The following is a 22169-nucleotide window of genomic DNA, read 5'->3' on the forward strand; positions in this document are numbered from 1 at the left end:
ACGACTCGATTTGCCCAACCGTCAGCGACTGTTCACACAGTCACATCAACGAACACCGCCGCCACCCGTCACGCCACATGCGGTTGCAGTATTAGCCGGACGTCGCGCACTGGCGGCATCACGAACGGGGTGCGACGGCCATCACATCCGGCTCACCGTGTGCATTCCCGGACTGTCGGACAGTCCTTACTTGATGGTGGTGTCGCCGAGGGTCTCCAGCACTTGGCGGAGGCCCTCGGAGGTCTTGTCGACCAGGTCGCGGTCCACGTCGGCGAGCAGCTGCGCGTAGTTCGCCAGATGGTCGGCGAAGGCGGCCCGGGTGACCTCGTGTCCGTGTTCGGTGAGGCGGATCTTGATGGTGCGCCGGTCGTCGCCGTCACGTACTCGCTCGACCAGGCCCTTGGCCTCCATCTTGTCGATGCGGTTGGTGATCGCACCGGAGGTCACCATGGATGCCTTGATGAAGGCCCCGGCGGTGAGGGTGTAGGGCGGCCCGGAGCGCTGCAGCGTGGTGAGCACGTCGAACTCGCCGTGCTCCACGCCGTGTGCGGCGGCCGCGGCCCTGGCGGACTTGTCGACCACCCGGGCCAGCCGCTGGATCCGCCCGAAGAGCTGCACCGGCCAGAGGTCGTCCACCACGTCGGGGCGCTCCTTGGCCCACTGACCGATGATCGCGTCCACGGCATCGCTCATCGCCGCCACTCCTCTCAATGGACATCTTCTCAACGTTAAGACACTTGACGTTGAGAGAGTCGAGCTGCTTTTATCTCAACGTTGAGATTATCAAGGCTGAACGACAGGAGCACCACCGATGTCCGAGCTCGCTCTCCACCCCACCGCCCAGGACCTCCTCTTCCGCCAGGCCCGCACCGCCAACACCTTCACCGCCGAGCCGGTGACCGAGGACCAGGTCCAGGCGATCTACGACCTGGTCAAGTACGCCCCGACCGCCTACAACCAGTCGCCACTGCGGGTGGTCCTGGTCCGCTCCGACGAGGCCCGCGAGCGGCTCGTGGACCTCATGGACGAGGGGAACCGGCGCAAGACTGCGGCCGCGCCGCTGATCGCGGTCCTCGCCGCCGACAACGAGTTCCACGAGGAACTCCCCGCGCTGCTCCCGCACTTCCCACAGGCCAAGGACCTCCTCTTCGCCGACCGCCCGGTCCGCGAGGAGTCCGCGCTGCTCAACGCGACGCTCCAGGCGGCGTACTTCATCCTCGGTGTGCGCGCGGCGGGGCTGGCCGCGGGGCCGATGACCGGCTTCGACTTCCCGGGTGTGCAGAAGGAGTTCCTGGACGACGACCACACGCCTCTGATGGTCGTGAACATCGGCCGCCCCGGAGCGGACGCCTGGTTCCCGCGCTCGCCGCGGCTCGCCTACCACGAGGTCGTCACCACGGTCTGAGCCGCCCGAGCTGCGTGAGCTGCTTGGCCTGCCTGAACCGCCTTCCTGACTTCCCTGAGCCCTCCACGCCGACCCCCTCACCTTCCGGAGCCTGCCATGTCTCTGCTCGCCCGCCCCCGCCCCCGCCCCCGCCCGGCCGCGCAGGCACCGGCCCCCGCCACCGCGCCCGCCACGCCGGCTTCGCGCCACGTCCCGTCCGTATGGCTGGCGTTGCTGGCCACCCCGGTCGCCGCGAGCGCCAACAGCCCGGTCCTGATCCTGCCCGACATGGCCGACTCGCTCGGCATCCGTACGGCCACGGCGACCTGGCTCGTCACGGTCTTCGCCTGGGCCATGGCCGTCGGCACCCCGCTGATGGCGGGCCTGCTGCGCCGCCGCGGCCTGGGCAACACGCTCCGGCTGAGCGCGGCCCTGATCGTGGCCGGCACCGCGGTCGTCGCCGTGGCGCCCTGGCTGCCGCTGGCCATGGCAGGCCGGGCGGCCCAGGCGGTGGGCGGCGCGGGCCTGGTCACCGCGGCGATGAGCCTGGCAGGCTCGGTCCGCCGAATGGGGGTGATCACGGCGGGCTTCGGGACGCTGGGCGCGGTCGGACCGCTGCTCGGCTCGGCGATCGCGGGCACGGCCTCCTGGCGGGTGTCCCTCGCTGTTGGGGTGGTCGCCCTCCTGGCCCTGCCGGCGGTCATGCGCCGCGCCGACCTGTCCGCACCCAAGCAGACCACCCCCTTCGACGGCCGGGGTGCCGCCCTCCTGGTCCTGACGGCGACGGCCCTGGTACTCATCCCGCGCTATCCGCTCCCGGCGGTGGCCGCCTCGCTGCTGATGACCGTGCTACTGGCCCTGCACATCCGGTCCAATCCCACGGGCTTCGTCCCCGCAACGCTGCTGCGCACCCGGGCCTTTGCCCTCTCCGCCCTGCTCGCCTGCACCTTCGCGACCTCGTATTTCACGCTGCTCTTCACCATCCCGCAGCTGCTGCGCGACCGTACCGACTGGTCGACCTCCACGATCGGCACCGGCCAACTGGTCGCCCTCCTCGCGGGCTCCGCGCTCTCCATGGTGCTGGCCGCGGCCTCGGCCCGGCTGGGCCGCCCACGGGTCCTGACGATCCTGCTCACGGTCGGAGCGCTGGCCCCGCTCACCGCCGTGCTGACCCCCTGGGCGCCGCTGCTCCTGCTGGTCGCGACGCTGGCCGTCTTCACCACGAGCGCGGGCCAGGCCACGCTCGCCGTATACGCCACCCAGGCCGCGCCGACCACTCAACGCCCCACAGCGATCGGCCTGTTCAACCTCTGCTACCAGCTGGGCGGCGCCTTCGGCCCGGCGATCGCAGCCCTGATCACGCTGGGCGGCTGACACACCTCGCCCAAGTCCCGTCCCACCCTCGCACTTAGGATCACCAACATGAACGAGGAAACTCCCACCATGCCCGCGACCACGACCCCGCTCGAGGCGATGCTGACCCGCCATGCAGATGCCGAGACCTGTGCCGACCCGAGCAGCGTGATGACCCTGCTGGCCGACTCGGACGGCACCGCAGGCGGCTGCACGAGCTACCGATCCACCTTCGCCAAGGGCGCGATAGGTGCGCCCGCCCACTTCCACACCCGGGCATCAGAACTCTTCTTCGTCATCAGCGGAGCCCTGCAGGTCCTGGTGGGCGAGGAAGTCACCGTCCTCAAGGCAGGCGACTTCCTCGCCGTACCGCCCCACACCCCGCACGCCTTCGCGGCCGCCCCGGGCTGCGAAGCGGATGTCCTGTTCGTCTTCACCCCCGGTATGGGCAGGTTCGACTACCTGCGCCTGCTCGGCCGGGTGATGCGCGGCGAGGCAGACCCGAAGGAGATCGCCGAGTCCTCGGAACGCTTCGACAACCACTACGTCGACAGCCCGGCCTGGCGCGCCGCCCTGGAGCGTTCCACGTGATCGACTCCACGACCCGGATCCGGGTGGCCCGGCCCTCACGGAACCTCGCAGCCGCCGAGCGCTTCTACGCAGACGGTCTCGGCCTGGACATCCTGTGGCGCTCCACTGAGCGCGTCACGGGTGAGCACGACCTCCTGATGGTCGGCCCGCCGGGCGCCGCCTGGCACTTCGAACTCACACATGACCCCGAACGGCCGCTCGAGCCCACACCGACAGTGGACGATCTGTTCGTCGTCTACCTCGGTGCCCCGGTCGACCAAGCCCTGGTCGACCGCCTGGAGGCCAATGGGGGCACCAGGGTTCCCGCGCACAACCCCTACTGGGACAAGTACGGCGTGACCGTCGCCGACCCCGACGGGTACCTGCTCGTCCTGTGCTCACGCAACTGGACCATCTGAACCCGCGGCCTCACAGCGGCACGGCGGACTCGCTCGCCTGGATCAGGACGCCTTGCTGTAGCCGTCCGGTGCGGGCGGGCCGTCGCCGCGGAGCGGGCTGAAGTCGATGTCCAGGTGCGGGTCGTACGCCTCGGGCTGGAGGCCGAGTCCATGGGGGAGTATTCGCCGAAGCGGCGGATGTGCTCGGTGAGGTACGGCGAGACCTGCGCCAGGTCCTCCGGGCCGATCTCCCAGCCCTCGGCTTGCACCTGACGGACGACCTCGGCGATGTCGAGAGCGTTATGGAAGATCTCCGCGTTGCTGAGGAGGGCGTTGAACTTCGCGGTCTTCTCCTGCTCGACGGGATCGTTGTCGGTGATGACGAGCCGGGCCTCAGCGTCGTCGGTGAGGCCGCCACCGGCGGCGAGGCGGTGGCGGCGGCCCGGCGCGAGCGCCCCGACGTCGTCCTGATGGACGTCCGGATGCCGGAGACGGACGGCATCGAAGCCACCCGGCAGATCTGCCACGGGCCCGCCACAACGGACGTCCGTGTCCTCATGCTGACCATGTTCGACCGGGACGCCTACGTCTACGCGGCGCTGCGTGCCGGAGCCAGCGGATTCCTGCTCAAGGACACACCGCCCGGCGAACTGCTCACCGCCATCCGCGTCGTGGCCTCCGGCGACGGACTGCTCGCCCCTTCGGTCACCCGCCGCCTCATCGCGGAGTTCGCCGGTGGCGCCGATCCCACGCGCACCCCGGCCCCGGAGCTGACCGGGATCACCGAACGGGAGCGGGAGGTCTTCACCCTCGTCGCCCGCGGTCTCAGCAACAGCGAGATCGCCGACCGCCTGTATCTGGGCCTGCCCACCGTGAAGACCCATGTGAGCCGTCTGCTGACCAAACTCGACTGCCGAGACCGAGCCCAACTGGTCATCGCCGCCAACGAGTTGGGCCTCGTCTCGGCCGGATCGCACTGAGGGCACTCCGGGAGCCGAGCTGGTGTAGGACGCGGGTGCCGTGGGGTGCAGACGCACACGGACCCCGCCCTCGCACAGCTCGGGCGCCTGCTCGTACACCGCCGCGGCGGGAGCGGCGAGTGCCAATGTGGTCGCTAGGCCGCTCAGCTTTGCTCCAGTGTGGTCGCGAGGCCGCTCAGTTGCTCCAGCCCGTTAGGGCCTCCTGGCGACTGGGTTGCGTGTGACGTCGACTCGGTTCGCCGAGACAGGACATGAGCGCTTCGCCTGGTGGGTGAGCCATCGACTTGGCGGGACTGAGCGGTTGAGCTGGCGATCCCCGCCGGGTGAAGCGCTCAGTCACAGGCGTGCAGCGGCAGCTCGGCCTGGCCTTCGGGGGGCGGTCGTAGCTCTGCCGGGCGCTGGGGAGCCGCCAACTTGCCAAGAGCGGCCGGAGAACGGGGTGTCGGGAACTGATGGACCTCGTTGGTCAGCTGGCGGCATGGCAACACCTGCTGAGTGAGCGTCAGCCGACAACAACCTTTGACGGCTCTCCTCGCGTCGGCCGTCGGCGCCCGGATCGGATACGCCCGATAGCCCGGCATGAGACGTGTCCATGTGAGACCGTCTCGCCCGTGATCGAGGGCTGCTCCTCGGATGGTCAGCGTCGCAGCAGCGGGTTGTGTCTCACTCCGATCCCGGCCTCGGGGAGCAATGGAACAGTGGTTGGCTTTTAGCATTGACCGACGTCATGGACGCCGTTGACGGCGGGCGTTCCCGCCGGTTACCCGTGCTTGTCCGGTTCGGCGTCGGCGAAGGCGCGGTACAGCGAGGCGACAGAGGGATGTCGCCCGGCGTTCTTGCCGGTCTTGATCATGATCTTCTTGGCGATCTCGGGCACGGGGACGCCCTTGTCCTTAAGCGCCTGCGCGAACGTCAGCATGTCTTCGTCGATGACCTTGGGGCGTCCGCCGTGGGCCTTCGCGGTAGATCTGTGGCATGACCACCTGATCCCCGAAGCAGGGCGGCCGGCTCCAGTGCGCCATCCTGGCGCAGCCAGGCGCGCCCCTGGGCTACTTCAACAACAGAAGAACCGCAGATCGAAACCCCTCGAAAGAGGTCTTGACCTGCGGTTCTTCAAACTGTATATCAGTACTCTGAGTAGCCCCGACGGGGCACACGGCAGATGGATGCAGGATGCGCCCCTGGTCATCGAAGCCTTGTGTTCGCTGGACCGATCTGTCGTGTGAGAAGCGGTTCGCGGTTCGCTTCGGGCGAGGGTGAGTTTCGTCGACGAGGTCAGCGAGACAGTCCAGCTGGCCCGGACGTCGCGTCGCTTCTTCGATCCGCCCGACAGAGTCAGGCCGTCGAGGACGTCGACGACGAACTGGGACGCGGGGCATGGCTTCGAACTCGTCTCGTGAGTCGTCCTTCAGCACCGTGTGCGTATCAGGTGACGGATGCTCAGCGATGGCTGGGCCCGCCGGTCAGTCGATGCCTTCGATGATGCGGAAGTCGCGCTCGACGCCGTCGGGGAGGGCCACCAGCGCCTTCTGGTATGCCTCGCTCTCGTATGCCGCGACGGCCTGTTCAAAGCTGTCGAACTCGATCAGAACGACGCGTTGCGTGATTCCGGCCTCGTGGGCGACGACTCGACCGCCACGGGACGGGATCCGGGACAGGACGCGCCCGCCCCCAGCCTGGACAGCCGGACCGGCCAGCTTGTCGTAGGCAGTCAGCCTCTCAGGGTCGGAAATGGCGGGGTAGACACTGACCCAGTAGCCCTTAGCCATGGAAACCTCCTGTGTTCGGCCGGACACGTCCGACTTCGAATTGACACTCAGATCGATCGATCCCGGCGACGGGTACTGCGGTCAGTTGAATCGTCATATGTGCAGGTTAGGGCTTGATGTGCGGTCGAGGGAAAGACCGGTACGGGATAGACTCAGAACGGATCGTTATCAATCGGCAGGGAGGGCACGTGGCGCCGGATACGGTGAGCCTGCGGTACTTCCTGGTGCTGGCGCGGGAGTTGAACTTCACCCGCGCGGCCGCACGGATCGGTATCGCACAGCCCGCACTCAGCGCCCGGATGCGCCGATTGGAGGCGGAACTCGGTACGGCCCTGCTGGTCCGCAACACGCGTAGCGTCGTATTGACCACGGCCGGTGTGGCTTTGGCGGAGTCCGCGCCGCCCGCGCTGGCGGCGCTGGACCGGGCATGGGACACCGCCCGGAGCACGGCGGCCGGTGAACTGGGCACGCTGCGCATCGGATACAGCCTCAGCGCCGGGGCCGAGACGGCACCGGCCCTGGTGGACAGGCTGATTCGCGGCAACAGCGGACTCGAGGTCGGCGCGGTCCCGATGGCGACACCGGAGATCTCCCCCGCGGTCGCCGACGGCCGCATCGATGCCGGGATCACCCGCGGTGAACAGCCGGGCCGTGGCGTGCGCCGGTTCCTGCTGCGGCGTATGCGCGTCGGGGTCCAGCTGGCGCAGCACCATCCGCTGGCCGAACACCCGGAGATCGAGATCGCCGACGCGGCCGCGTATCCGCTGCGACTCCCGGACCGTGCGGCCAACCCCGTGATCCACGATCAGCTGTCCGCACTGTTCCGAGACACCCGACCACACCCCCGGTTCCACACGCCCGCAGTCTCTTTCGACATGTCTCAGCGCGACCTGCGCGACGGGGTCACCCTCGCCCCGGCCGGAGAAGCCGCGGTCACGGCACAACCGGCCGGTCTCACCTGGCGACCGCTGCGGGGCGCACCCAGCCTGACGATCCACCTGGTCCTCCCACGCGAGCAGTCGCCGCTACACCGCCGCATCCGTGCCGTCGCCAAAACCCTGGCGCACGAGCTGCACTGGCTGCCGGACTGACGCGCAAGAGGTCAAGCGAGACGGACGCCTGCGGTGGCGAGGCCGAACAGATCGCCGCCCTGCAGGCGGCCGGACGGGGCTCCCTCATCGCCAGAGGAGAGCCGACGCTGCCTGCTCCCCGATCCTGACGCTGAATCTGGCTGCGATAACGCCAAACTGGCGTCAAGGAGGCTGGTCCCGCTCTCACAACTCCCAACAGGCACCAAGCGTGCCGGTCTCGGAGTTTGCTCGACAGCCCTGCGGTCGGCAGCCAGGGCACTTCTGGATGTCATCTCGCTCGATGTGCCGGCCCGCGTAGGCGACGCGCGCAAGACACTCGGACATGGCCCGCTCCATTGCCTCACGGTTCATGACAGGGCCCGAAATCATGGTGTGACCCACGGGGAGGCACGTCCACATCTCCGCCATGCCGCACCTCGCACCCATCGCAGCTCAGCATCGCCACACCAACACTGGGCCGCTTTGGATCACCGACACCAATCGCAAGCATGCGCCCAGAAAAACGCCTCTCTGTTGGCCGGGCGAAGGCGACGCGCTGCTGGGGGCGTCGCGGATCCGGACTCGTTGTGGGACCACACGACTGGATGGTGCACCGGTCGGTGAATTCGCCTCTGTGCTAAGCGAGTTGAGCGTGATCGGATCGGATTGGATCGAACATTCATTCCTTTCCTGGGGGGATCATGCAAGCCGCACGCACAAGGGCCGCGCTGCGCTGTATCGCAGCCGGTGCCGTGCTCGTTCTGGCCGCCGCCGGAACCGCCACCGCCAGACCCGCACCGCGCGCCCCGTCCACCGCGCCACCCCACGTCAACGGACCCGAGGCCGTCGGACCCGCAGCCGTCGCTGCCGGGGGCCGCCCCGTGTCCGGGCGCACGCCCGAGGCCGGGCAGCCGTTCCGCAACGTCAGCGGCAAGTGGCAGGTCAATACGATCACGCCCGTCCTGCGGAACACGGTCACCGATCCGGACGGGGACAAAGCCAACCTGACGTTCGAGGTGTGGACCGCCAACGCGGACGGTACGCCAGGCACGAAGGTCAAGCTGGTCGACACCAACCCGTACGGCGTGCAGGTGTCCCCGTACGTGGACTCCGGCAAGAAAGCCGAAATCAAGGTGGCCGCCGGCCGACTGAAGAACAACACCACGTACATGTTTCACACCAACGCCTTCGACGGCAGCCTGTACGAAACCACCTGGTCGCCGTGGGCGACGTTCACGATCCGGGCCGGGATCGACCTGACGTTGCCTGCGCGGGACGACACCAGCCCCAACCCGAACCAGACGATTCAGCTGCCCAGCAGCAACCCGGAAAAGCCGCACGTGGTCAACCCGACGCCGCTGGCCGCCAAGACCGCCACTGCGAAGAAGGGCAAGGAGCAGTGCGGCCCCGTCAGCAAGGACGGCGGGCAGGTGTGTTTCGGTGCGCCGGTCCCCACGTCCAAGGCGCCCAAGATCGCGCGCAGCGTCCCGGCCGCATCCGACCAGGGCGGCGCGGCCGGTGTCGCCGACTGGTGCGAGGACGATCTGACGCTGGTCCGCGCCACCCGTGATCTGCTGTGCGAGAACCGGCGTGTGCCTGCGTTCTTCCGCAAGGACGGGCAGGTGCAGGCAACCGCGTGGTTCCTGTTCCAGCGGCTGATCCAGCTGGACGGCGTGAACAGCTTCTCCGAGAGGCTGACCGTCAAGCCGATCAGCATCCCCGCGGACTTCCAGGAAATCCAGCTGGGTGTCTATCAGCACCTGTGCGAGGACAACTGCGAGCCCATCGAGTCGGACCCGGCGGCGTGGAAGGGCAAGCCGTCGTGGACGGCCGGTGACACCCACGTCGCCTGGCTGACGTCCGGCTACCTGTGGGAAGATCAAGTCCCGGACAAGATCTATGAGTTCAAGCCGGACGTGCAGATCAACGGGATCATTGACCCCGTTGGCGAGGAGACCATTCAGACCATCGGTTATCAGTGGTCGCTCGGCGGGGTCAGTGACTACGACACGATCCGCTGCGACACGACGGCGCAGTTCGCCAAACCGGGCTGCGTGATCCCCAACTACGCGCCGACGTACACGTTCAACGCCGGCAAGAATCCGCAGGCCGCCGCGCACGCCTGGCTGATTCAGCAGGCCACGCCCAAGACGCCTGGTCTGGAGACGATGGGTACCCCGCTGTACTACCTGCCCGGCGGACGCGACGGCAAGAACCGCGCCGTCATCTGCGACGAGGACGGATGGGCGCGCACCAACTACGACCCGGCCGCGATGCGGGATTCGACCGACGTCCCTGACTGCGATGAGTTCACGTTCAACGCGTCGTACAACAGCGGCGGCCAGCCCGCGAACCTGGGCGGCCTGAACCCCGTCACGTCCGGATCGCAGTGCATCCAGTCGTACGCCACCAAGGTTGACGGGAAGATCCACATCAGGAACCTGCCTGGCTACAAGGCGAACTTCTCGTCGGTGTGCGGCAGGTCGTCCATCTCCGGCAGCGAGAACCGCGGATCCATGGGGGCGTTCTCCATGGGGTTTGTCGCGAACATGCGGCTGATGGACAAGGATGCGTACTGGCTGGAGACCGGCATCGACGGCAGCTGCTCGACCGCGACGGCTGACGCCTGGCGGTGCACGATGGGCATCAAGCAGCCCTGACCTGGGCGCTGCCGGTACGGCCACAGCGGGGCGTACCCGCAGCGCGACGGCACACAGCAGCGAGGCCCCACCGGACAGGGATCCGGTGGGGTCCCGCTGTCGTTGGGGCGGGGCGGATCAGTCGTAGGGCCCGGCCAGCCGGACGGCGGACAGCTGCCCGGCCTCGACCTGGGCGCGGGGGATGCGGATACCCAGGGCTTCGCCGATGGTCTGCCACACCAGGGCATTCAGCCCCCCGCAGCTGTCGTCCAGCAGGGCATGCCACTGAGGGATCGTGTAGCCGGGCGGGCACACGGCGCCTGCCGACTTGAGGCGCTGCCCCAGCCGGGCCAGGCCCCCGCCCGGTACGGCCTGCGGGTAGGACGTCAGGTCGTCGCCGAAGTTCCGCACGTGCACCCCGCCGTCCCCGGGCGCGTACGCAAGATAGCTGGGGTTGACGGCGGTGTTCGCGTTCAGACAGATCAGCTGTTCCTCGGGCCCGACGTCGACCCGGTTACCCCCGTCGTGGAACCACTCTGCCCAGGTGCACCGGCCGCGGTCCTCCAGGACATAGGACCAGTCACCGGATGTCCCGTACATGCAGGGCGCCCCGTCGCTCCGGTCGAAGTCCCGGTAGGGGACGGCCGCGGATATCTGATCCTGGCCGGCGCCGAGCTGAAGCAGCAGATCCGCGACGGGCATCCCGTGCACTGCGGTCAACGAGATCCCGCCCAACATCCCGTGCGCGGACGGTGCACCGTACGTGTGCTGTCCGATCCACTCAAGACTGTCGGCCATCGGAAACCTCCCTGCGTCGGGTTGGCAGCTGCGCGCCGGACGCGACGCTAACACGACGGCGTTGACGCCCTCGGCCGGTGACCGATGCGGGAATCTTCGACGCGGGCGCCGGCCGTCCGTCATCAGAATTCCGGGCGCTTGCCCAGCTCGACCGCATCCACATACGCCTCAGCAGGAGACTCCGACACCGCCGCCAGATCCTGCACGGTCTCCGCCGTCAGCAGTGCCGTGTGCATGAGGAGCGTCGTCACGCCCTGGTGGCCGTGCTCCTCCCACATGACCGCCTCGGCCTCGGCCACCATCGCCGAAAGACGGGCCGAGGTCCGGCCGAGGTCCGGCCGGGTTCTGCCATTGCGCGCACCAGGCACAGCGCTCGTGTTCAGGAAGGCTGTTCAGACCGTTTCGTCTCACCGGGGCGCTGTGAATGACCTTGCCGTCTCGCACCTGGGCGTACCGCCGGCGCCGTCCGGCGATGTTACGAAACCTCTCGCCTACCTCTCCTCCTGCGCAGGTCAGCGAGCTGCGCGTTCATGGGCTCAGAGGAGCTAACAGAATGCTCTGACACGTCGGTAGGTGATCACGCAGCAGGCAAGCTTGAGGAAGGCTTCGTGGATGTCGTCGTGGATCTCCCAGCGGATCCGCAGGCGGCGAAATCCGTGGATCCAGGCGTTCGTGCGCTCTACCACCCAGCGGACAACGCCGAGGCCGGAGCCGTGCGGTGTGCCGCGCCGGAAGCCGAGCTCCTGGGGCAGCCATTGCCATTGGATAACCCGTGTGCAGCACGAACAGGATGCCCTACAGGCACTTAGAGCTCGTAACACGATCTTGTTGAGGTTGTCCTGGTCGGGCGTGACTGGTAGGGCGTGTATCGAATGTCCTGGCATCTCTGGGCTTCAGTTCCGGTCGTGTTGTGACGCGTTCTGTCCGCCATGTTGACGCTCGTGGTGACGCTGCTGGTGGGAGCCTGGACAGCCGTCCGTCTCCGGGCCTAGGACCTGCGCCCCATGCGCACCGTGAACCTGCTGGCTAAGGTCGGCGTCCATGCAAGCTACGAAGATCATTCGCCGCAACGCGGCGGAGCGCAGGCGGGACACTCTGGAACGGCTCGGCTCAGAGTGCGACATATGGGTGTCGACGGCCCACCCCGACCACGGCCCGCACCAGGTGCCACTCTGGTTCCTGTGGGACGGGCAAGCGGCGTGGATGTGTACCGGCGCAGACTCCGCGACCGCGCGCAATGTACGCAAGGAACCGCGCGTACGGCTGGCGCTGCCGGATACCGTCGATGTGGTGCTGCTGCAGGGGGAGGCGGAGTGCTATCCCGCGCGGGAAGTGCCAAAGGATGCCGCAGATGCGTTCGCGGGCAAGTTCGGCTGGGATCCGCGTACGGAAGAGACCCCCTTCCTGTACCTGCGCGTGGCGCCGCGGACAGTGCGCGCCTGGCGCGGAGAACCGGAACTGCGTGGCAGGGTCGTCATGCGCGATGGGGCGTGGCTGGGATAGCACGGGGCCCTGAGCGTAGTTCGAATGTGCTGGTCACAGCCACTCGTTGATGGCCGCTACGAGGACAGTCGCCTCGTAGCGGACCGCGAGTTTGTCGTAGCGGGTGGCCACGGCGCGGTGCCTTTTGAGGCGATTGATGCCGCACTCGACCGCATGCCGAGCCTTGTCGTCCTCGGCATCGAATGTGGGCGGCCGACCGCCGCGATAGCCCAGCTTCTTGCGGTTGCGGGCCTGGTCGACCTTGTCCGGGATAGTGCAGCGGATGCCGCGTCGGCGCAGGTAGGCGCGGTTCTTGCGGGAGGCGTACGCCTTATCGGCGCGGACCCGGTCGGGCCGGGTCCGCGGCCGGCCGGAGCCCAGGCGGGCTACGCGGACCTTCTTCAGGACGGGCTCGAACTGCGGGGAGTCCCCGCGCTGTCCAGCGGTGATCACGATGGACATGCGGCGGAACAGGTCGTACACCCGGGACCAGGGCCCGTATCCCTCCGGGACGTCTCGCCACGGGACGCCAGTGCGGGTGCGAAACCGTATGCCGTCGATCAGCTGCCGCCTGGTCCATATCAGCGGACGGCCCGGCTTCTTGCCCCTGGGCAATAGCGGCTCCAGGCGGGCCCACTGCGTATCCGTCAGATCTCCACGTGCCACAGAACGAGATCATCCCACCTCAAGATCCACTTCCGATACACGCCCTAGGTCGATTCGGCCGTTCGTGGAGTGTGAGTACTCGGCCGTGCATGGTGGACGACGTCCTGGCGCGGGTCGTCTGCCTACGACAAGACGTCGTCGCCGTCGGTCTGTTCCAGTAGCCGGACCTCGTCGGCGGGCAGGCGCTCCGCGGGCGTGAGCCGGGTGCATCGGGCGGGCAGGAACCAGGCAAGGGCGGCGGCGAGGACACAGAAGCCGGCGGAGAACCACAGCACCATGGTGTAACCGCCCACCGTTGGCTGGCCGTTGCCGCTGACATGAGCGGCCAGGATGGTGGCGGTGAGCGCGCTGCCCAGGGAAAAGCCGGTGAAGCGGACCACTTGGTAGAAGCCCATGGCGCTGCCTGTCTCTCGGGCGGGGATCGACTGCACGATCAAACCGGGAATCGCGGCGAAGGTGGTGCCCAGTCCCACTCCCAGGACACCCGTCATCACGAAGGCTTGCCACAGGGCGCCATGGAAGACCGCGAAGAATCCGCAGCCCAGCGCGGCTACGAGGCAGCCCAGCGTCAGCACCGCCCGGATCCCTATGCGTGTCACCAAGGCCGGCAGTGTGCGGGAGCTGATCAGCATGAAGAAGGACAGGGGGATGAGGACGGTGCCGGCCACGACGGCCGATGCGGAGAACCCGAATCCGCCCGAGCGTGGGGATTGCACAAACTCCGTCACCCCCGAAAGCACCATGTACATCGCGACGCCGAGCACCATGGCGCAGGCATCGGCGGAAAGCACGGATGGATGGCGCAGCAGACGCAGCTGAACCAGCGGGTTCCCGGCACGCAGCTGCTGCACGGCCCACACCGTGAAGAGCACTACGCCGACGGCCAACAGGCCGATGATCGCCGGCGAGCCCCAGCCCCACTGCGTCCCCTCTGCCACTGCCACCAGTGCGGTGACCATCGCCAGCGCGAGCAGCACGGCGCCGCCCCAGTCGAGCCGGTTGGGGGCGCTACGCCCCGCGCTCGACGGTACGACTGCGGCGACACAGATCAACGCGAGGCCGGACACGATCGTGCCGAACCAGTACGCACCCGCCAATCCCCACGCCTCGGCGAGCAACCCGCTGATCGGGTAACCGGCGCCGAGGCCGGCCCCCGCCGATACCGACAACAGCGCAATCATCGGCGCGACCTTGGCCTGCGGCAGTTCTTCCCGGGCGGTGGCCATCGCCAACGGCGCCAGTCCGAGCCCGACGCCCTGCAGTCCGCGGCCGACGAGCAGCATCCCCAAGCCACCTGCCAGCGCAGCCACGACACCGCCCGCCGTGACCACGGCCAAGCCGCCGAGCAACGTCACTCGCCGTCGCGGGCCGTCGCCGAGCCGGCCCAGGACCGGGGAACTCGCCGCGCCGACCAGCAGCGCCACGGTCAGCGACCACTGCGCCGTACTCAGCGACTCATGAAAATCGCGAGCAACAGTGGGGATCAGCGGAGCACCAAACGAGCTGATGATGCTGGAGACCAGCGTGGCCAGCACCAGCACAGGCCCGATCAGTGCGCTGCGACGCCTCGCGGTCATCACCATGCCCCCTCGGTCCGCCGCGTGCCCATCAGTCGCTCAACAACCTCGCCCGCGCCGATCAGTGCCGCGAGCTCCGTGTCTGCAAGGCCGAGCAACGCGCCTCGGAGAACCTGCGTGATGTGCTCGACGAACTCCGAGTAGTCGCTGACGACGCCATCGGTGACCTGAACGTCGGACGGCTGGAAGTAGCGCGCGATGTCGACCGCAGCGTCGTCCGGCTGACCGATGATCCGCCGGGTCAGCACATGACCTATGACCATGAGACCTCCCAAGAGAAGTACGTGCGACTTGCACGCAACAGCCTACGCCATTCCGTGCGCTTCGCACGTATTATTGTTGGATGGCGAATACGGGTTTGGCACAGGACCTGGAGCAAGCGCTGGGACAGCTGTTGCTGCGGCGCAACCGGAGCGCGCTCTACGACGCGGTCCTCGACTCGGCACCGACGGGTGTCGATCGTCAGACCTACCCGGTACTCAGTGGGCTAGCTCGGCTCGGACCGCAATCGGCGGCGCGGCTTGCCGACGAGGTCGGTATCGACCGATCCGGCGCAAGTCGCTATGCCGACCGGCTCGAAAGCGCGGGTCTGCTTGAGCGCAGTCCCGACCCCTGCGACGGCCGGGTCACCCTGCTCGCATTGACGCCCGCGGGTCGCGCCGCGGTCACTGGGCTCCGCAACGCGCTGACCCGGCATCTTGCGGGCCGGATCGCGGACTGGCCCGATGGGCAGGCGCAGGCGCTGATCGACGGTATTCGCCTGCTCATCGACATGCCCCCGGACTGACTCCTTCGGCCGTCGGTGCCGGACGGCATCCTCCGTTTGAGCTCGTAACGATCACGATCGGTGCTTCTTCAATCGCCTCCAGCAGATGAGGCCGCAGGCCAACGAGACAAAGGCATCGTGGAGTTCGGTGCGGCGTTCCCAGCGGACGGCGAGACGTTTGAACTGGTGGAGGAGGGCGAAGGTCTGCTCCACGACATAGCGGAGTTTGCCCAGGCCCTTGATGTTCGGGGCGCCTTTGCGGGAGATGACCGGCAGGATCCGGCGCTTACGCAGCTCTCGCCGGTTGGGGTTGGAGTCGTAGCCCTTGTCGCCGAGAAGTGAGTCGGGGCGGCGGCGCGGGCGGCCAGGCCGTCCGGCCACGGGCGGGATGCCGTCGACGAGGGTGAGGGTCTGGGTGACGTCGTTGACATTGGCTCCAGTGGTGATGACCTTGAAAGGCGTGCCCTTCCCGTCGCAGATCAGGTGGTGTTTGCTGCCCGTCTTCCGCCGGTCGACCGGCGACGGACCGGTGCCGGCCCCCCCTTTTTCGCCCGAATGTGAGAACCATCCACACATGCGCGTGACCAGTCGAGTTCGCCGGCAGCGTTGAGTTCAGCAAGCAGGATGCGGTGCAACTGGTCGAAGACCCCGGCCTGCTGCCACCGGTCCAGGCGCCGCCAGCAGGTCTGCCCCGAGCCGAACCCCAGCTCCAACGGCAGCAGTTGCCAGGCAATGTCGTTGTGGAGGACGTACAGGACGCCCTGCAGACACAGCCGGTCCGGCACCGGCTGCGGGCCTGGCGCCTTCTCCGGCCAGAGTGGCAGCAACGGCTCGATCAGCACCCAAAAGTCATCGTCCACGATCCACGGCCGAGTACTCACACTCCACGAACGGCCGAATCGGCCTACCAGTCACGCCCGACCAGGACACCTCAACAAGATCGTGTTACGAGCTCTTACGGTCATCCAATGGCAGCCGGCCCGTATTTCGCTCCCGCCGAGTGCGAACCGGCAGCAGCGGTTCGACCCGACCCCACAGGTCATCCGTCATGTCGTTGTCCAAGTGACGTGTCATCAACTTGTCGCTCAACGGCCCCGCGAAGTCTCTACTCGTGTCCTGCCCCATTGAAGCTGTCGGATTCTCACTCGTTCTCGTGCGTGTTGGCGGATTCTCATTGCGCTGCGCCTGAGCGGCGGCGTTTGCTTCGTTCGTGGGCGTTGATCTCATGCCCCCTCCGCGCTTCATGCCCATGCCCGTGAGGTCGGCAGACCAGACCTGGTACGCATGGCAGCAGTACGCAGACCTAAGATCACTTACTCGTCTGCAAGGGGCAGATATGCGCAAATTCATCAGCGGGACGGCTCTGGTCCTGACCGCGGCTCTATTGACCGGTTGCGGAAGCGACGACGGTCCGCCGACGGCCGACAAGTCTGCGAGCGTGAAGCCGAAGCCTCTGTCAAGTTCAGCGTGTTGAAGTGAAGTGGCTCGCCCGGCAGACAGCTCAGTCGGTAGCACGGCTCGGTGCAACGCCGCGACGCGTACGCCGGTGGCCGTGCTCACGACGTCACTTCGATGCCGAGCTCAGCGAGCAGGCCGCGGATATGCCGCTCGACTTCTCCTCGCCCGCCTCCACCTACCTCTGATCGGTTTCTGTGCGCATGATCTCGAGAGGAAGGCGCATCACCGCTTGGACCTCGCGCGGAGTGTGCGCAACGCTGCTCCACCAGCGAGGAGGGCTGCGGCGGTGGGACGACGGGGCTAAGGCAGCGGGGGCTGCGGCACCGGAGTTCGAGGAATTCCCGATGCTGCTGGGGAGGGCGCTGCGGGGGGGATGCGGGTGGTAGGCCACCCGCCAGCGGGCATGCGGAAGGCGACGCTACGGAATTTGTCTCCTTCTACCCCTGTATGCGAACCGCTGCTAGCGTCTTCGCTGGCCGATCGCAAGGGCCACACGACCAACTCCGGGGGATGGACTGCAATATGAGAATCAACAGGACCGCGGCCAAGGGGATCGCTGTAATCGCTGCGGCCATCTCCGTATCAACGACGGCGCTGACCGGGTCGGCTCTGGCCGCTACACAGTTTCCCTCTGGAACGGCCGGCGACATCAGGGTGGACTGGAGCGGCGCGTGGGCGAACGCCAACCGCCTCGAGGACATCACTCTGCAGCTGTGCGACGCGACGCCGGGGGACAAGGACCAGGCGACGGCCCAGCTCCAGGGGTACGTCACCATGGGCGGTGCCGCGAGCACCAGAACCGCCCCGTCGATCTTCCAGGTTCCGATCGGGGACAAGGCGTGCAAGGAATGGCGTGACGTCTTCCTCACTTACTTCGCGCAGGACGAGCGGCTGGCCTATGCGCGTGTCGAGTTCTTCGGGTCCCGGACCAAGGAGAAGCAGCACACGAAATGGGTGCGGAATCCGCACCTGCGCGGCTAGCCGACCCCGTACGTCGGTAATCACAAGGGGGAATGAACAGTGAACTCTCGCACATTGGCCATGCTGGCCGCATGTGCCATGGGGGCGATCACCATGTCGGCGGCGCCCGCGCAAGCCGCTCCGCAGAGCCCGTCCTCGGACTTTAAGTGCCGGATCGAGGCATTCGGGCACAGCGTTCCCGTGGTGTGCGGAAGAAAGTGGGTGAATGCCGACTGGGACCGCGACGGTATAAGGGACGAAGTGTTCTTCGTCAGCCCGCCGAACTCCTACGTGTACCGGATTTCGGGCAGCAGTAACGGTCCCGTCCGGGTCAGCAACGGAGCCGCGTACACCATGGACACGTACGAGATCCGCCCGACCGGCAAGCACCGGATTTACGCGGTCACCGCGGGGAGCACCCGGATCTACTCCCAGCTCGAATCCGGCGGTTGGAGCGCCTGGGAGAAGTACGTGCCGTAGGCCCTGGGTCCGGCAGGCTCAGCGGCCCGGACAACTGCGCCCTCTCGCGGGGCGGCGACAAGTGCGCCCCGCGGAAGGGCGCCCCACTGTCGGCAGCGCCCCTCACCCCCCGGCCGCCGAGCACGCGATCCCCCGCCACCGAGCGGTCCCTCGGCACCCGGTACGTACGCCAACCCGGCACGCGTCCACCCCTGCTCGATCCGCTTCAACACGTCGATCCAACAGGGAAATGGCGACGATGCCCTCGGCCCTACCCAGGGCGCCGACCCAGCCGCGCCGCCGGGGGCTCCTGCCGCTGGCGGTGTCTGGAGCAGGGAAGCGGGGCGTTGGGGTGCTTGGGGAGCTGGGGGGCGCGGATGACCTTACGCATTCATTTCAGTGTGGAAGAGCTCGCGAGGACGTATATAGCCGAGCGGCCCGACGCGCTGTGGGCGGTCCTGCTATGCAGTTACTCCAAGGCAGGGACGGCGTGCGGGTGTTCGGTCGCTGGTGGCGGCGGACGCTGCGCCGGCTCGGCAGGTCGGCCCGTGCTCTGCTCACGCTTGCGCAGCCGGGCGGCTACAGCCCTGACTTCCTCACCCTCAGCGGCTCCGCCCTCGGCCTGGGGCAGGGCCTGCAGAGTCTGGCGGCCACCTTGCCTGATCGGTTCCACGCCGACCTTGAACGCGACCTTGACGTCGTCGCCGCCGGCCTGACCCTGCCTTGGCACTCTGGTGTCGTGGAAGGCCATGTCAACCACATCAAGATGCTCAAGCGTCAGATGTTCGGCCGCGCAGGCTTCGAACTCCTCCGCAAACGTGTCTTGTTGGCGTGGCCGGGCGTCACCACACCATACGGACCGGACCAGAGCCCGAAGATCAATTTCAAAGCCACGAAGCATGAGTCGGCGCGTCACTGATCGTCGAGGGATGCCTGCCGGGCGAGGAACTCCTCGAACGCCGCCTTCTGCTTCGGATCCATGAAGCCTTGTCGGACATTGCGGGCCTTTTCCTGGAGCCAGTGCGCCTCGTCGGGGTCCAGTAGCTCGGCGACCACCACGCCTTTGCGAGCAACCGCCGTGCGCCCTCCTACGCGGCGACGAAAGAGTGTGAACGCGCCGAATTCCGCTGGGTGGGCCAGTTCCGGCTCCTCCGCCACAGCCCGGTTCTCTTCCCCAGTGCCAGTCATCGGGTAGGCGGTGGGGGCCCAGTGCTCCCAGAGCGCCAGCGTGGCCGCGGGCACTAGCACCGCGCGTTCTGCCTCTTCACGCCCCTCCCACATGAACGTGACAGTGACGGGCTCGCCGACCGCCTCGGCCAACCCGAGCACCCTCTCCACCTCATCGTTGATCGGGTAACCCACCACTGCATCGATCTGAATGCCCATGGTGCCTGAGGCTACTGGCCGCTTCCGACATGCCGGCCCAAAGCTTCTGCGCTTCGTCGACCACGGTGCATCAGGTGGACCGTCCGAAACCGGTGATCTCACCGACTGAGCGCTTGTCCGAGGCACTACTGCGACGGAGAGCAACCGCTCCACACAATTTGGGCCAGAGCCGCTACTCAGGTTCTGGCTCAACTTCTGTGGTGTCGGTGTCGGTGTCGGTGCCGCGGCACCGGTCGGTTGAGCAGGTGTGGTCACAGACTGTCAGGTCAGCACCTACCTTGGAGAGTGCCCCGGGTACGGACTCGAGCAGCTCCGCAGAAGTTGAGCCTGAACCGCTACTCACACGTACATAGCCGGCCATCCGTCCACGGCATGGTGCCTTTGGGGTCTGCGCCGGGCATGTGGCCGCTGGAGGTCCGGACGGTCTGCAACCATCCGGCTCGCCCTCGCTCGCGCCTGGGACTGATGACGGGGCTCGCAATCGACCGACGCGGTGGGCTGATACTGCTTGCGTCCCTGTGCGTGGATCAGTGGCGGTCCGCGAAGCGCGCGTTGGCTCGGGCGATGGGCGGTGTTAGCTGGATGTGGGCCCAGAGTGATTTGCCTGCGGTGTCGGCGAGGGTGCAGTCCCAGGCCTGGCTGAGGGCTTCGACGGTGAGCGGTCCTCGGTGGTTTTCGGCTGAGGGTGGGGGAGTGGTCAGGGCGGGGAGTTGACGGCTGGGGTTTGTGACGACACAGAGCAGGGTGCGGCGCAGCCTGGCTCCTGGCGTTGTCGCCGGGCTCGGTCGGGGCGAGCCGGGACCGGCTGTCGGTGTGGGTGGTTGGCTGTGCGCGGGCGGTGGTGGGTTTCGGTGAGGTGGTCGAGGCGGGTGGCGTCGAGCGAGCTTTTGGTGTTTTTCGGTGCCGTCGCAGATGGCTGTGGTGGCTGTGGTGGCTGTGGTGGCTGTGGTGGCGGCTTGGCGGATGAGGCGGGTGAGGCTTGCGATGCGGCCCGCGGGGTCGTGCCGACTGATTCGGCACGGTGGTGCACGTATCCGTGGACGTGGTCGACCTCGGCGCTGCGTACATCGAGCAGGTGGGGCGTGGAGCTTTCGGGTACCGGCAGGTCGGGGTACCGCCAACGCCAGTCGAGCGTCTTGTGTCACTCATTTGACACAAGACGCGGTGTCCGTCATCTTGTACTCGATACTTGATACAAGCGCCACGACGGGGGACACCATGCTCGATACCACCCTGACCAACCCGCACCGACAAGCCCGCGCCGATCTGCTCGCCCGGTGGGGCGGTCTCGCGCTCGGCGCCGCGCTGGCCTGGGGGATCGCCCAGAGCGCCCGCCTGGGGCTCGGAATCCTCCACGCCATCCCGGTCTTCGGCATCTGCACAGTGGCGGGCGTCCTGGCCGCAGACGCCCTGATGCCCAAGCAACAGGGGCCGGTACGCCGGGCAGGCCTCACCCCGCGCCGAATCCGCGACTTCCTCCCAAAGCGCTTCGCCCTGGTTCTGGCCACCCAGGCCGCCGCGCTCATCGCCCTGCTCACGGGCGCTGCGCTCACCGCGTCCGCGGACGACATGGGCCGGGCGGGCCGCTCACTCAGCGCGGCCTGCAGCCAACTGACCGAGACACGCGGCCCCTGGCCCGGCCTCTTCTACGGCATCCCGATCCTTGGCGCCCTCGGCGTAGGCAGCGCCGCCTGCGGCTACGCCCTCTACCGCATCACGCGGCGACCGGCCCTCGACGGCGACTCGGCGCTGCTCGCCGCCGACGAGGAACAGCGCCGGGACCGGGCGCTCGCGGTGACCGCCGCGTGGGGACTGTTGGTTTCCGCTCCGCTCGCCGGCGCCGCGTTCTTCGCATCAGGCGCGCTGCGTTCGCTTTCCTGCCTCGGGCCCGCGTCCCACACCGTCGGTTGGATCCTGCTGCCGGTCGCAGTGACGGCCGGCTGCACGGCCGTGTGGTCCCTGTTCGTCCTTGCCACCCCGCTCTCCGCCCCCCGGAGGCAGCCTTGACCGGTCCGACCGTGCGTGTGGACACGACCAGCCCGGTCCCGCCGTACGAGCAGGTACGGGCCCAACTCGCCGCGCTCATCGGCAGCGGCCGCCTCCCGGAGGGCGAACGGCTCCCCACCGTCCGCCAGCTCGCCGCCGACCTCGGGCTGGCCACCGGTACCGTGGCCCGTGCCTACAAGGAGCTGGAAGCCGCAGCCCTCATCCGCACCAAACGTGGAGCAGGCACCCGAGTCGCCGCCGTGCCCGGGGCCGCCGGCGCCGACACCGGTCAGCTCACCCAGCTCGCTCACGGATACGTCGCCGCCGCCCGCGCGACCGGTGCCGACGAGACAGCCATCCTCGCCGCAGTACAAGCCGCACTGGGCTGATGTCGCTGCGGGGTGCGGCCCGCCGTAGTCGGTCGCGGCCGGCGTTCATGGGCGTCGTGGCCGATGGCCGGTGGCTGAA

25 protein-coding genes and 1 pseudogene are annotated in these 22169 nt (G+C 67.8%); 14 read left to right on the plus strand and 12 right to left on the minus strand.

Features of this window, described 5'->3' with window-relative positions:
• Nucleotides 1-186: 186 nt before the first annotated feature.
• Nucleotides 187-693 (minus strand): MarR family winged helix-turn-helix transcriptional regulator, encoded by a 507-nt coding sequence (locus ACZ4S3_RS37110; RefSeq protein ID WP_467942858.1) that lies wholly within the window; start codon nucleotides 691-693, stop codon nucleotides 187-189.
• Nucleotides 694-811: 118 nt separating this feature from the next.
• Here ACZ4S3_RS37110 and ACZ4S3_RS37115 point away from each other — a divergent pair, with 118 nt between their 5' ends.
• From ACZ4S3_RS37115 to ACZ4S3_RS37130, 4 genes are all read left to right on the plus strand, one after another.
• Complete coding sequence (locus ACZ4S3_RS37115; protein WP_404053585.1) at nucleotides 812-1405, plus strand: malonic semialdehyde reductase; 594 nt, start codon at nucleotides 812-814, stop codon at nucleotides 1403-1405.
• A 96-nt stretch (nucleotides 1406-1501) separates the two neighbouring features.
• Nucleotides 1502-2758, plus strand: a complete 1257-nt coding sequence (locus ACZ4S3_RS37120; RefSeq protein WP_467942860.1) for an MFS transporter — start codon at nucleotides 1502-1504, stop codon at nucleotides 2756-2758.
• 48 nt (nucleotides 2759-2806) lie between these two features.
• On the plus strand, nucleotides 2807-3328 hold the full coding sequence (locus tag ACZ4S3_RS37125; RefSeq protein ID WP_467942862.1) for a cupin domain-containing protein: 522 nt from the start codon (nucleotides 2807-2809) through the stop codon (nucleotides 3326-3328).
• Complete coding sequence (locus ACZ4S3_RS37130; protein ID WP_467942864.1) at nucleotides 3325-3726, plus strand: VOC family protein; 402 nt, start codon at nucleotides 3325-3327, stop codon at nucleotides 3724-3726. The genes ACZ4S3_RS37125 and ACZ4S3_RS37130 overlap by 4 nt, the downstream gene beginning before the upstream one ends.
• Here ACZ4S3_RS37130 and ACZ4S3_RS37135 read toward each other — a convergent pair.
• Nucleotides 3645-4085 (minus strand): Tn3 family transposase, encoded by a 441-nt coding sequence (locus tag ACZ4S3_RS37135; RefSeq protein ID WP_467942983.1) that lies wholly within the window; start codon nucleotides 4083-4085, stop codon nucleotides 3645-3647. The two genes, ACZ4S3_RS37130 and ACZ4S3_RS37135, sit on opposite strands and share 82 nt — an antisense overlap.
• Here ACZ4S3_RS37135 and ACZ4S3_RS37140 point away from each other — a divergent pair.
• Nucleotides 4008-4685, plus strand: a complete 678-nt coding sequence (locus ACZ4S3_RS37140) for a response regulator (protein WP_467942866.1) — start codon at nucleotides 4008-4010, stop codon at nucleotides 4683-4685. The two genes, ACZ4S3_RS37135 and ACZ4S3_RS37140, sit on opposite strands and share 78 nt — an antisense overlap.
• A gap of 760 nt (nucleotides 4686-5445) precedes the next feature.
• Here ACZ4S3_RS37140 and ACZ4S3_RS37145 read toward each other — a convergent pair.
• Nucleotides 5446-5604, minus strand: a complete 159-nt coding sequence (locus ACZ4S3_RS37145) for a hypothetical protein (protein WP_467942868.1) — start codon at nucleotides 5602-5604, stop codon at nucleotides 5446-5448.
• 544 nt (nucleotides 5605-6148) lie between these two features.
• The gene (locus ACZ4S3_RS37150) at nucleotides 6149-6454 is read right to left on the minus strand and encodes a DUF1330 domain-containing protein (protein WP_365020092.1); all 306 of its coding nucleotides are present in this window, start codon (nucleotides 6452-6454) and stop codon (nucleotides 6149-6151) included.
• Nucleotides 6455-6642: 188 nt separating this feature from the next.
• On the opposite strand from ACZ4S3_RS37150, the gene ACZ4S3_RS37155 reads away from it, so the two are divergent.
• Together ACZ4S3_RS37155 and ACZ4S3_RS37160 are read left to right on the plus strand one after the other, a co-directional pair.
• Nucleotides 6643-7545 (plus strand): LysR family transcriptional regulator, encoded by a 903-nt coding sequence (locus ACZ4S3_RS37155; protein ID WP_467942870.1) that lies wholly within the window; start codon nucleotides 6643-6645, stop codon nucleotides 7543-7545.
• 680 nt (nucleotides 7546-8225) lie between these two features.
• Nucleotides 8226-10184: a hypothetical protein gene (locus ACZ4S3_RS37160; protein ID WP_467942872.1), complete on the plus strand. Its 1959-nt coding sequence runs from the start codon at nucleotides 8226-8228 to the stop codon at nucleotides 10182-10184.
• 117 nt (nucleotides 10185-10301) lie between these two features.
• Here ACZ4S3_RS37160 and ACZ4S3_RS37165 read toward each other — a convergent pair whose 3' ends face one another.
• From ACZ4S3_RS37165 to ACZ4S3_RS37175, 3 genes and pseudogenes are all read right to left on the minus strand, one after another.
• Nucleotides 10302-10961: a hypothetical protein gene (locus ACZ4S3_RS37165; RefSeq protein ID WP_467942874.1), complete on the minus strand. Its 660-nt coding sequence runs from the start codon at nucleotides 10959-10961 to the stop codon at nucleotides 10302-10304.
• A gap of 122 nt (nucleotides 10962-11083) precedes the next feature.
• A complete protein-coding gene (locus tag ACZ4S3_RS37170; protein WP_467942875.1) occupies nucleotides 11084-11329 on the minus strand; it encodes a hypothetical protein in 246 nt (81 codons plus the stop codon).
• A 177-nt stretch (nucleotides 11330-11506) separates the two neighbouring features.
• Nucleotides 11507-11692: pseudogene (locus tag ACZ4S3_RS37175) on the minus strand (transposase); the annotation flags it as partial.
• A 310-nt stretch (nucleotides 11693-12002) separates the two neighbouring features.
• On the opposite strand from ACZ4S3_RS37175, the gene ACZ4S3_RS37180 reads away from it, so the two are divergent.
• Nucleotides 12003-12464, plus strand: coding sequence for a pyridoxamine 5'-phosphate oxidase family protein (locus ACZ4S3_RS37180; protein WP_467942877.1), 462 nt, complete (start codon nucleotides 12003-12005; stop codon nucleotides 12462-12464).
• A 33-nt stretch (nucleotides 12465-12497) separates the two neighbouring features.
• Here ACZ4S3_RS37180 and ACZ4S3_RS37185 read toward each other — a convergent pair whose 3' ends face one another.
• The 3 genes from ACZ4S3_RS37185 to ACZ4S3_RS37195 form a co-directional block, all read right to left on the minus strand.
• Nucleotides 12498-13109, minus strand: a complete 612-nt coding sequence (locus ACZ4S3_RS37185; protein ID WP_467942879.1) for a transposase — start codon at nucleotides 13107-13109, stop codon at nucleotides 12498-12500.
• A gap of 122 nt (nucleotides 13110-13231) precedes the next feature.
• A complete protein-coding gene (locus ACZ4S3_RS37190; RefSeq protein WP_467942881.1) occupies nucleotides 13232-14692 on the minus strand; it encodes an MFS transporter in 1461 nt (486 codons plus the stop codon).
• Nucleotides 14686-14934 (minus strand): hypothetical protein, encoded by a 249-nt coding sequence (locus ACZ4S3_RS37195; protein WP_467942882.1) that lies wholly within the window; start codon nucleotides 14932-14934, stop codon nucleotides 14686-14688. Before ACZ4S3_RS37195 ends, ACZ4S3_RS37190 begins: the two co-directional genes overlap by 7 nt.
• A 95-nt stretch (nucleotides 14935-15029) precedes the next feature.
• Between ACZ4S3_RS37195 and ACZ4S3_RS37200 the strand changes: the two genes are divergently transcribed.
• Nucleotides 15030-15473: a MarR family winged helix-turn-helix transcriptional regulator gene (locus tag ACZ4S3_RS37200; RefSeq protein WP_467942884.1), complete on the plus strand. Its 444-nt coding sequence runs from the start codon at nucleotides 15030-15032 to the stop codon at nucleotides 15471-15473.
• A 51-nt stretch (nucleotides 15474-15524) separates the two neighbouring features.
• On the opposite strand, the gene ACZ4S3_RS37205 is transcribed toward ACZ4S3_RS37200, so the two are convergent.
• Nucleotides 15525-16333 (minus strand): IS5 family transposase gene (locus ACZ4S3_RS37205; RefSeq protein ID WP_467942886.1). Its coding sequence is split into 2 segments (ribosomal slippage): nucleotides 15525-16013 and nucleotides 16016-16333, totalling 807 coding nucleotides; the frame shifts between segments, so codons are not numbered across the junction.
• 1099 nt (nucleotides 16334-17432) lie between these two features.
• Here ACZ4S3_RS37205 and ACZ4S3_RS37210 point away from each other — a divergent pair.
• From ACZ4S3_RS37210 to ACZ4S3_RS37220, 3 genes are all read left to right on the plus strand, one after another.
• Nucleotides 17433-17891 (plus strand): hypothetical protein, encoded by a 459-nt coding sequence (locus ACZ4S3_RS37210; protein WP_467942888.1) that lies wholly within the window; start codon nucleotides 17433-17435, stop codon nucleotides 17889-17891.
• A 39-nt stretch (nucleotides 17892-17930) separates the two neighbouring features.
• Nucleotides 17931-18350, plus strand: coding sequence for a hypothetical protein (locus tag ACZ4S3_RS37215; RefSeq protein ID WP_467942890.1), 420 nt, complete (start codon nucleotides 17931-17933; stop codon nucleotides 18348-18350).
• 442 nt (nucleotides 18351-18792) lie between these two features.
• Entirely contained in the window at nucleotides 18793-19248 is a 456-nt protein-coding gene (locus ACZ4S3_RS37220; RefSeq protein ID WP_467942995.1) for a hypothetical protein, read from the plus strand.
• Here the strand turns inward: ACZ4S3_RS37220 and ACZ4S3_RS37225 are convergent.
• The gene (locus ACZ4S3_RS37225) at nucleotides 19242-19715 is read right to left on the minus strand and encodes a hypothetical protein (protein WP_467942892.1); all 474 of its coding nucleotides are present in this window, start codon (nucleotides 19713-19715) and stop codon (nucleotides 19242-19244) included. The genes ACZ4S3_RS37220 and ACZ4S3_RS37225 overlap by 7 nt on opposite strands.
• A gap of 1218 nt (nucleotides 19716-20933) precedes the next feature.
• Here ACZ4S3_RS37225 and ACZ4S3_RS37230 point away from each other — a divergent pair.
• Together ACZ4S3_RS37230 and ACZ4S3_RS37235 are read left to right on the plus strand one after the other, a co-directional pair.
• On the plus strand, nucleotides 20934-21722 hold the full coding sequence (locus ACZ4S3_RS37230; RefSeq protein ID WP_467942894.1) for a hypothetical protein: 789 nt from the start codon (nucleotides 20934-20936) through the stop codon (nucleotides 21720-21722).
• A complete protein-coding gene (locus tag ACZ4S3_RS37235; protein WP_467942895.1) occupies nucleotides 21719-22090 on the plus strand; it encodes a GntR family transcriptional regulator in 372 nt (123 codons plus the stop codon). The genes ACZ4S3_RS37230 and ACZ4S3_RS37235 overlap by 4 nt, the downstream gene beginning before the upstream one ends.
• Nucleotides 22091-22169: the final 79 nt, after the last annotated feature.

The sequence above is a fragment of the Streptomyces sp. NPDC028368 genome (genome assembly GCF_055565615.1).

What these genes read in the sequence shown, in the direction of transcription:
- ACZ4S3_RS37110 (WP_467942858.1), bottom strand. Translation starts at nt 693, where the DNA reads ATGAGCGATGCCGTGGACGCGATCATCGGTCAGTGGGCCAAGGAGCGC.
- ACZ4S3_RS37115 (WP_404053585.1), top strand. Translation starts at nt 812, where the DNA reads ATGTCCGAGCTCGCTCTCCACCCCACCGCCCAGGACCTCCTCTTCCGC.
- ACZ4S3_RS37120 (WP_467942860.1), top strand. Translation starts at nt 1,502, where the DNA reads ATGTCTCTGCTCGCCCGCCCCCGCCCCCGCCCCCGCCCGGCCGCGCAG.
- ACZ4S3_RS37125 (WP_467942862.1), top strand. Translation starts at nt 2,807, where the DNA reads ATGAACGAGGAAACTCCCACCATGCCCGCGACCACGACCCCGCTCGAG.
- ACZ4S3_RS37140 (WP_467942866.1), top strand. Translation starts at nt 4,008, where the DNA reads ATGGAAGATCTCCGCGTTGCTGAGGAGGGCGTTGAACTTCGCGGTCTT.
- ACZ4S3_RS37145 (WP_467942868.1), bottom strand. Translation starts at nt 5,604, where the DNA reads ATGCTGACGTTCGCGCAGGCGCTTAAGGACAAGGGCGTCCCCGTGCCC.
- ACZ4S3_RS37150 (WP_365020092.1), bottom strand. Translation starts at nt 6,454, where the DNA reads ATGGCTAAGGGCTACTGGGTCAGTGTCTACCCCGCCATTTCCGACCCT.
- ACZ4S3_RS37160 (WP_467942872.1), top strand. Translation starts at nt 8,226, where the DNA reads ATGCAAGCCGCACGCACAAGGGCCGCGCTGCGCTGTATCGCAGCCGGT.
- ACZ4S3_RS37165 (WP_467942874.1), bottom strand. Translation starts at nt 10,961, where the DNA reads ATGGCCGACAGTCTTGAGTGGATCGGACAGCACACGTACGGTGCACCG.
- ACZ4S3_RS37180 (WP_467942877.1), top strand. Translation starts at nt 12,003, where the DNA reads ATGCAAGCTACGAAGATCATTCGCCGCAACGCGGCGGAGCGCAGGCGG.
- ACZ4S3_RS37190 (WP_467942881.1), bottom strand. Translation starts at nt 14,692, where the DNA reads ATGGTGATGACCGCGAGGCGTCGCAGCGCACTGATCGGGCCTGTGCTG.
- ACZ4S3_RS37200 (WP_467942884.1), top strand. Translation starts at nt 15,030, where the DNA reads ATGGCGAATACGGGTTTGGCACAGGACCTGGAGCAAGCGCTGGGACAG.
- ACZ4S3_RS37210 (WP_467942888.1), top strand. Translation starts at nt 17,433, where the DNA reads ATGAGAATCAACAGGACCGCGGCCAAGGGGATCGCTGTAATCGCTGCG.
- ACZ4S3_RS37220 (WP_467942995.1), top strand. Translation starts at nt 18,793, where the DNA reads ATGCAGTTACTCCAAGGCAGGGACGGCGTGCGGGTGTTCGGTCGCTGG.
- ACZ4S3_RS37225 (WP_467942892.1), bottom strand. Translation starts at nt 19,715, where the DNA reads ATGGGCATTCAGATCGATGCAGTGGTGGGTTACCCGATCAACGATGAG.
- ACZ4S3_RS37230 (WP_467942894.1), top strand. Translation starts at nt 20,934, where the DNA reads ATGCTCGATACCACCCTGACCAACCCGCACCGACAAGCCCGCGCCGAT.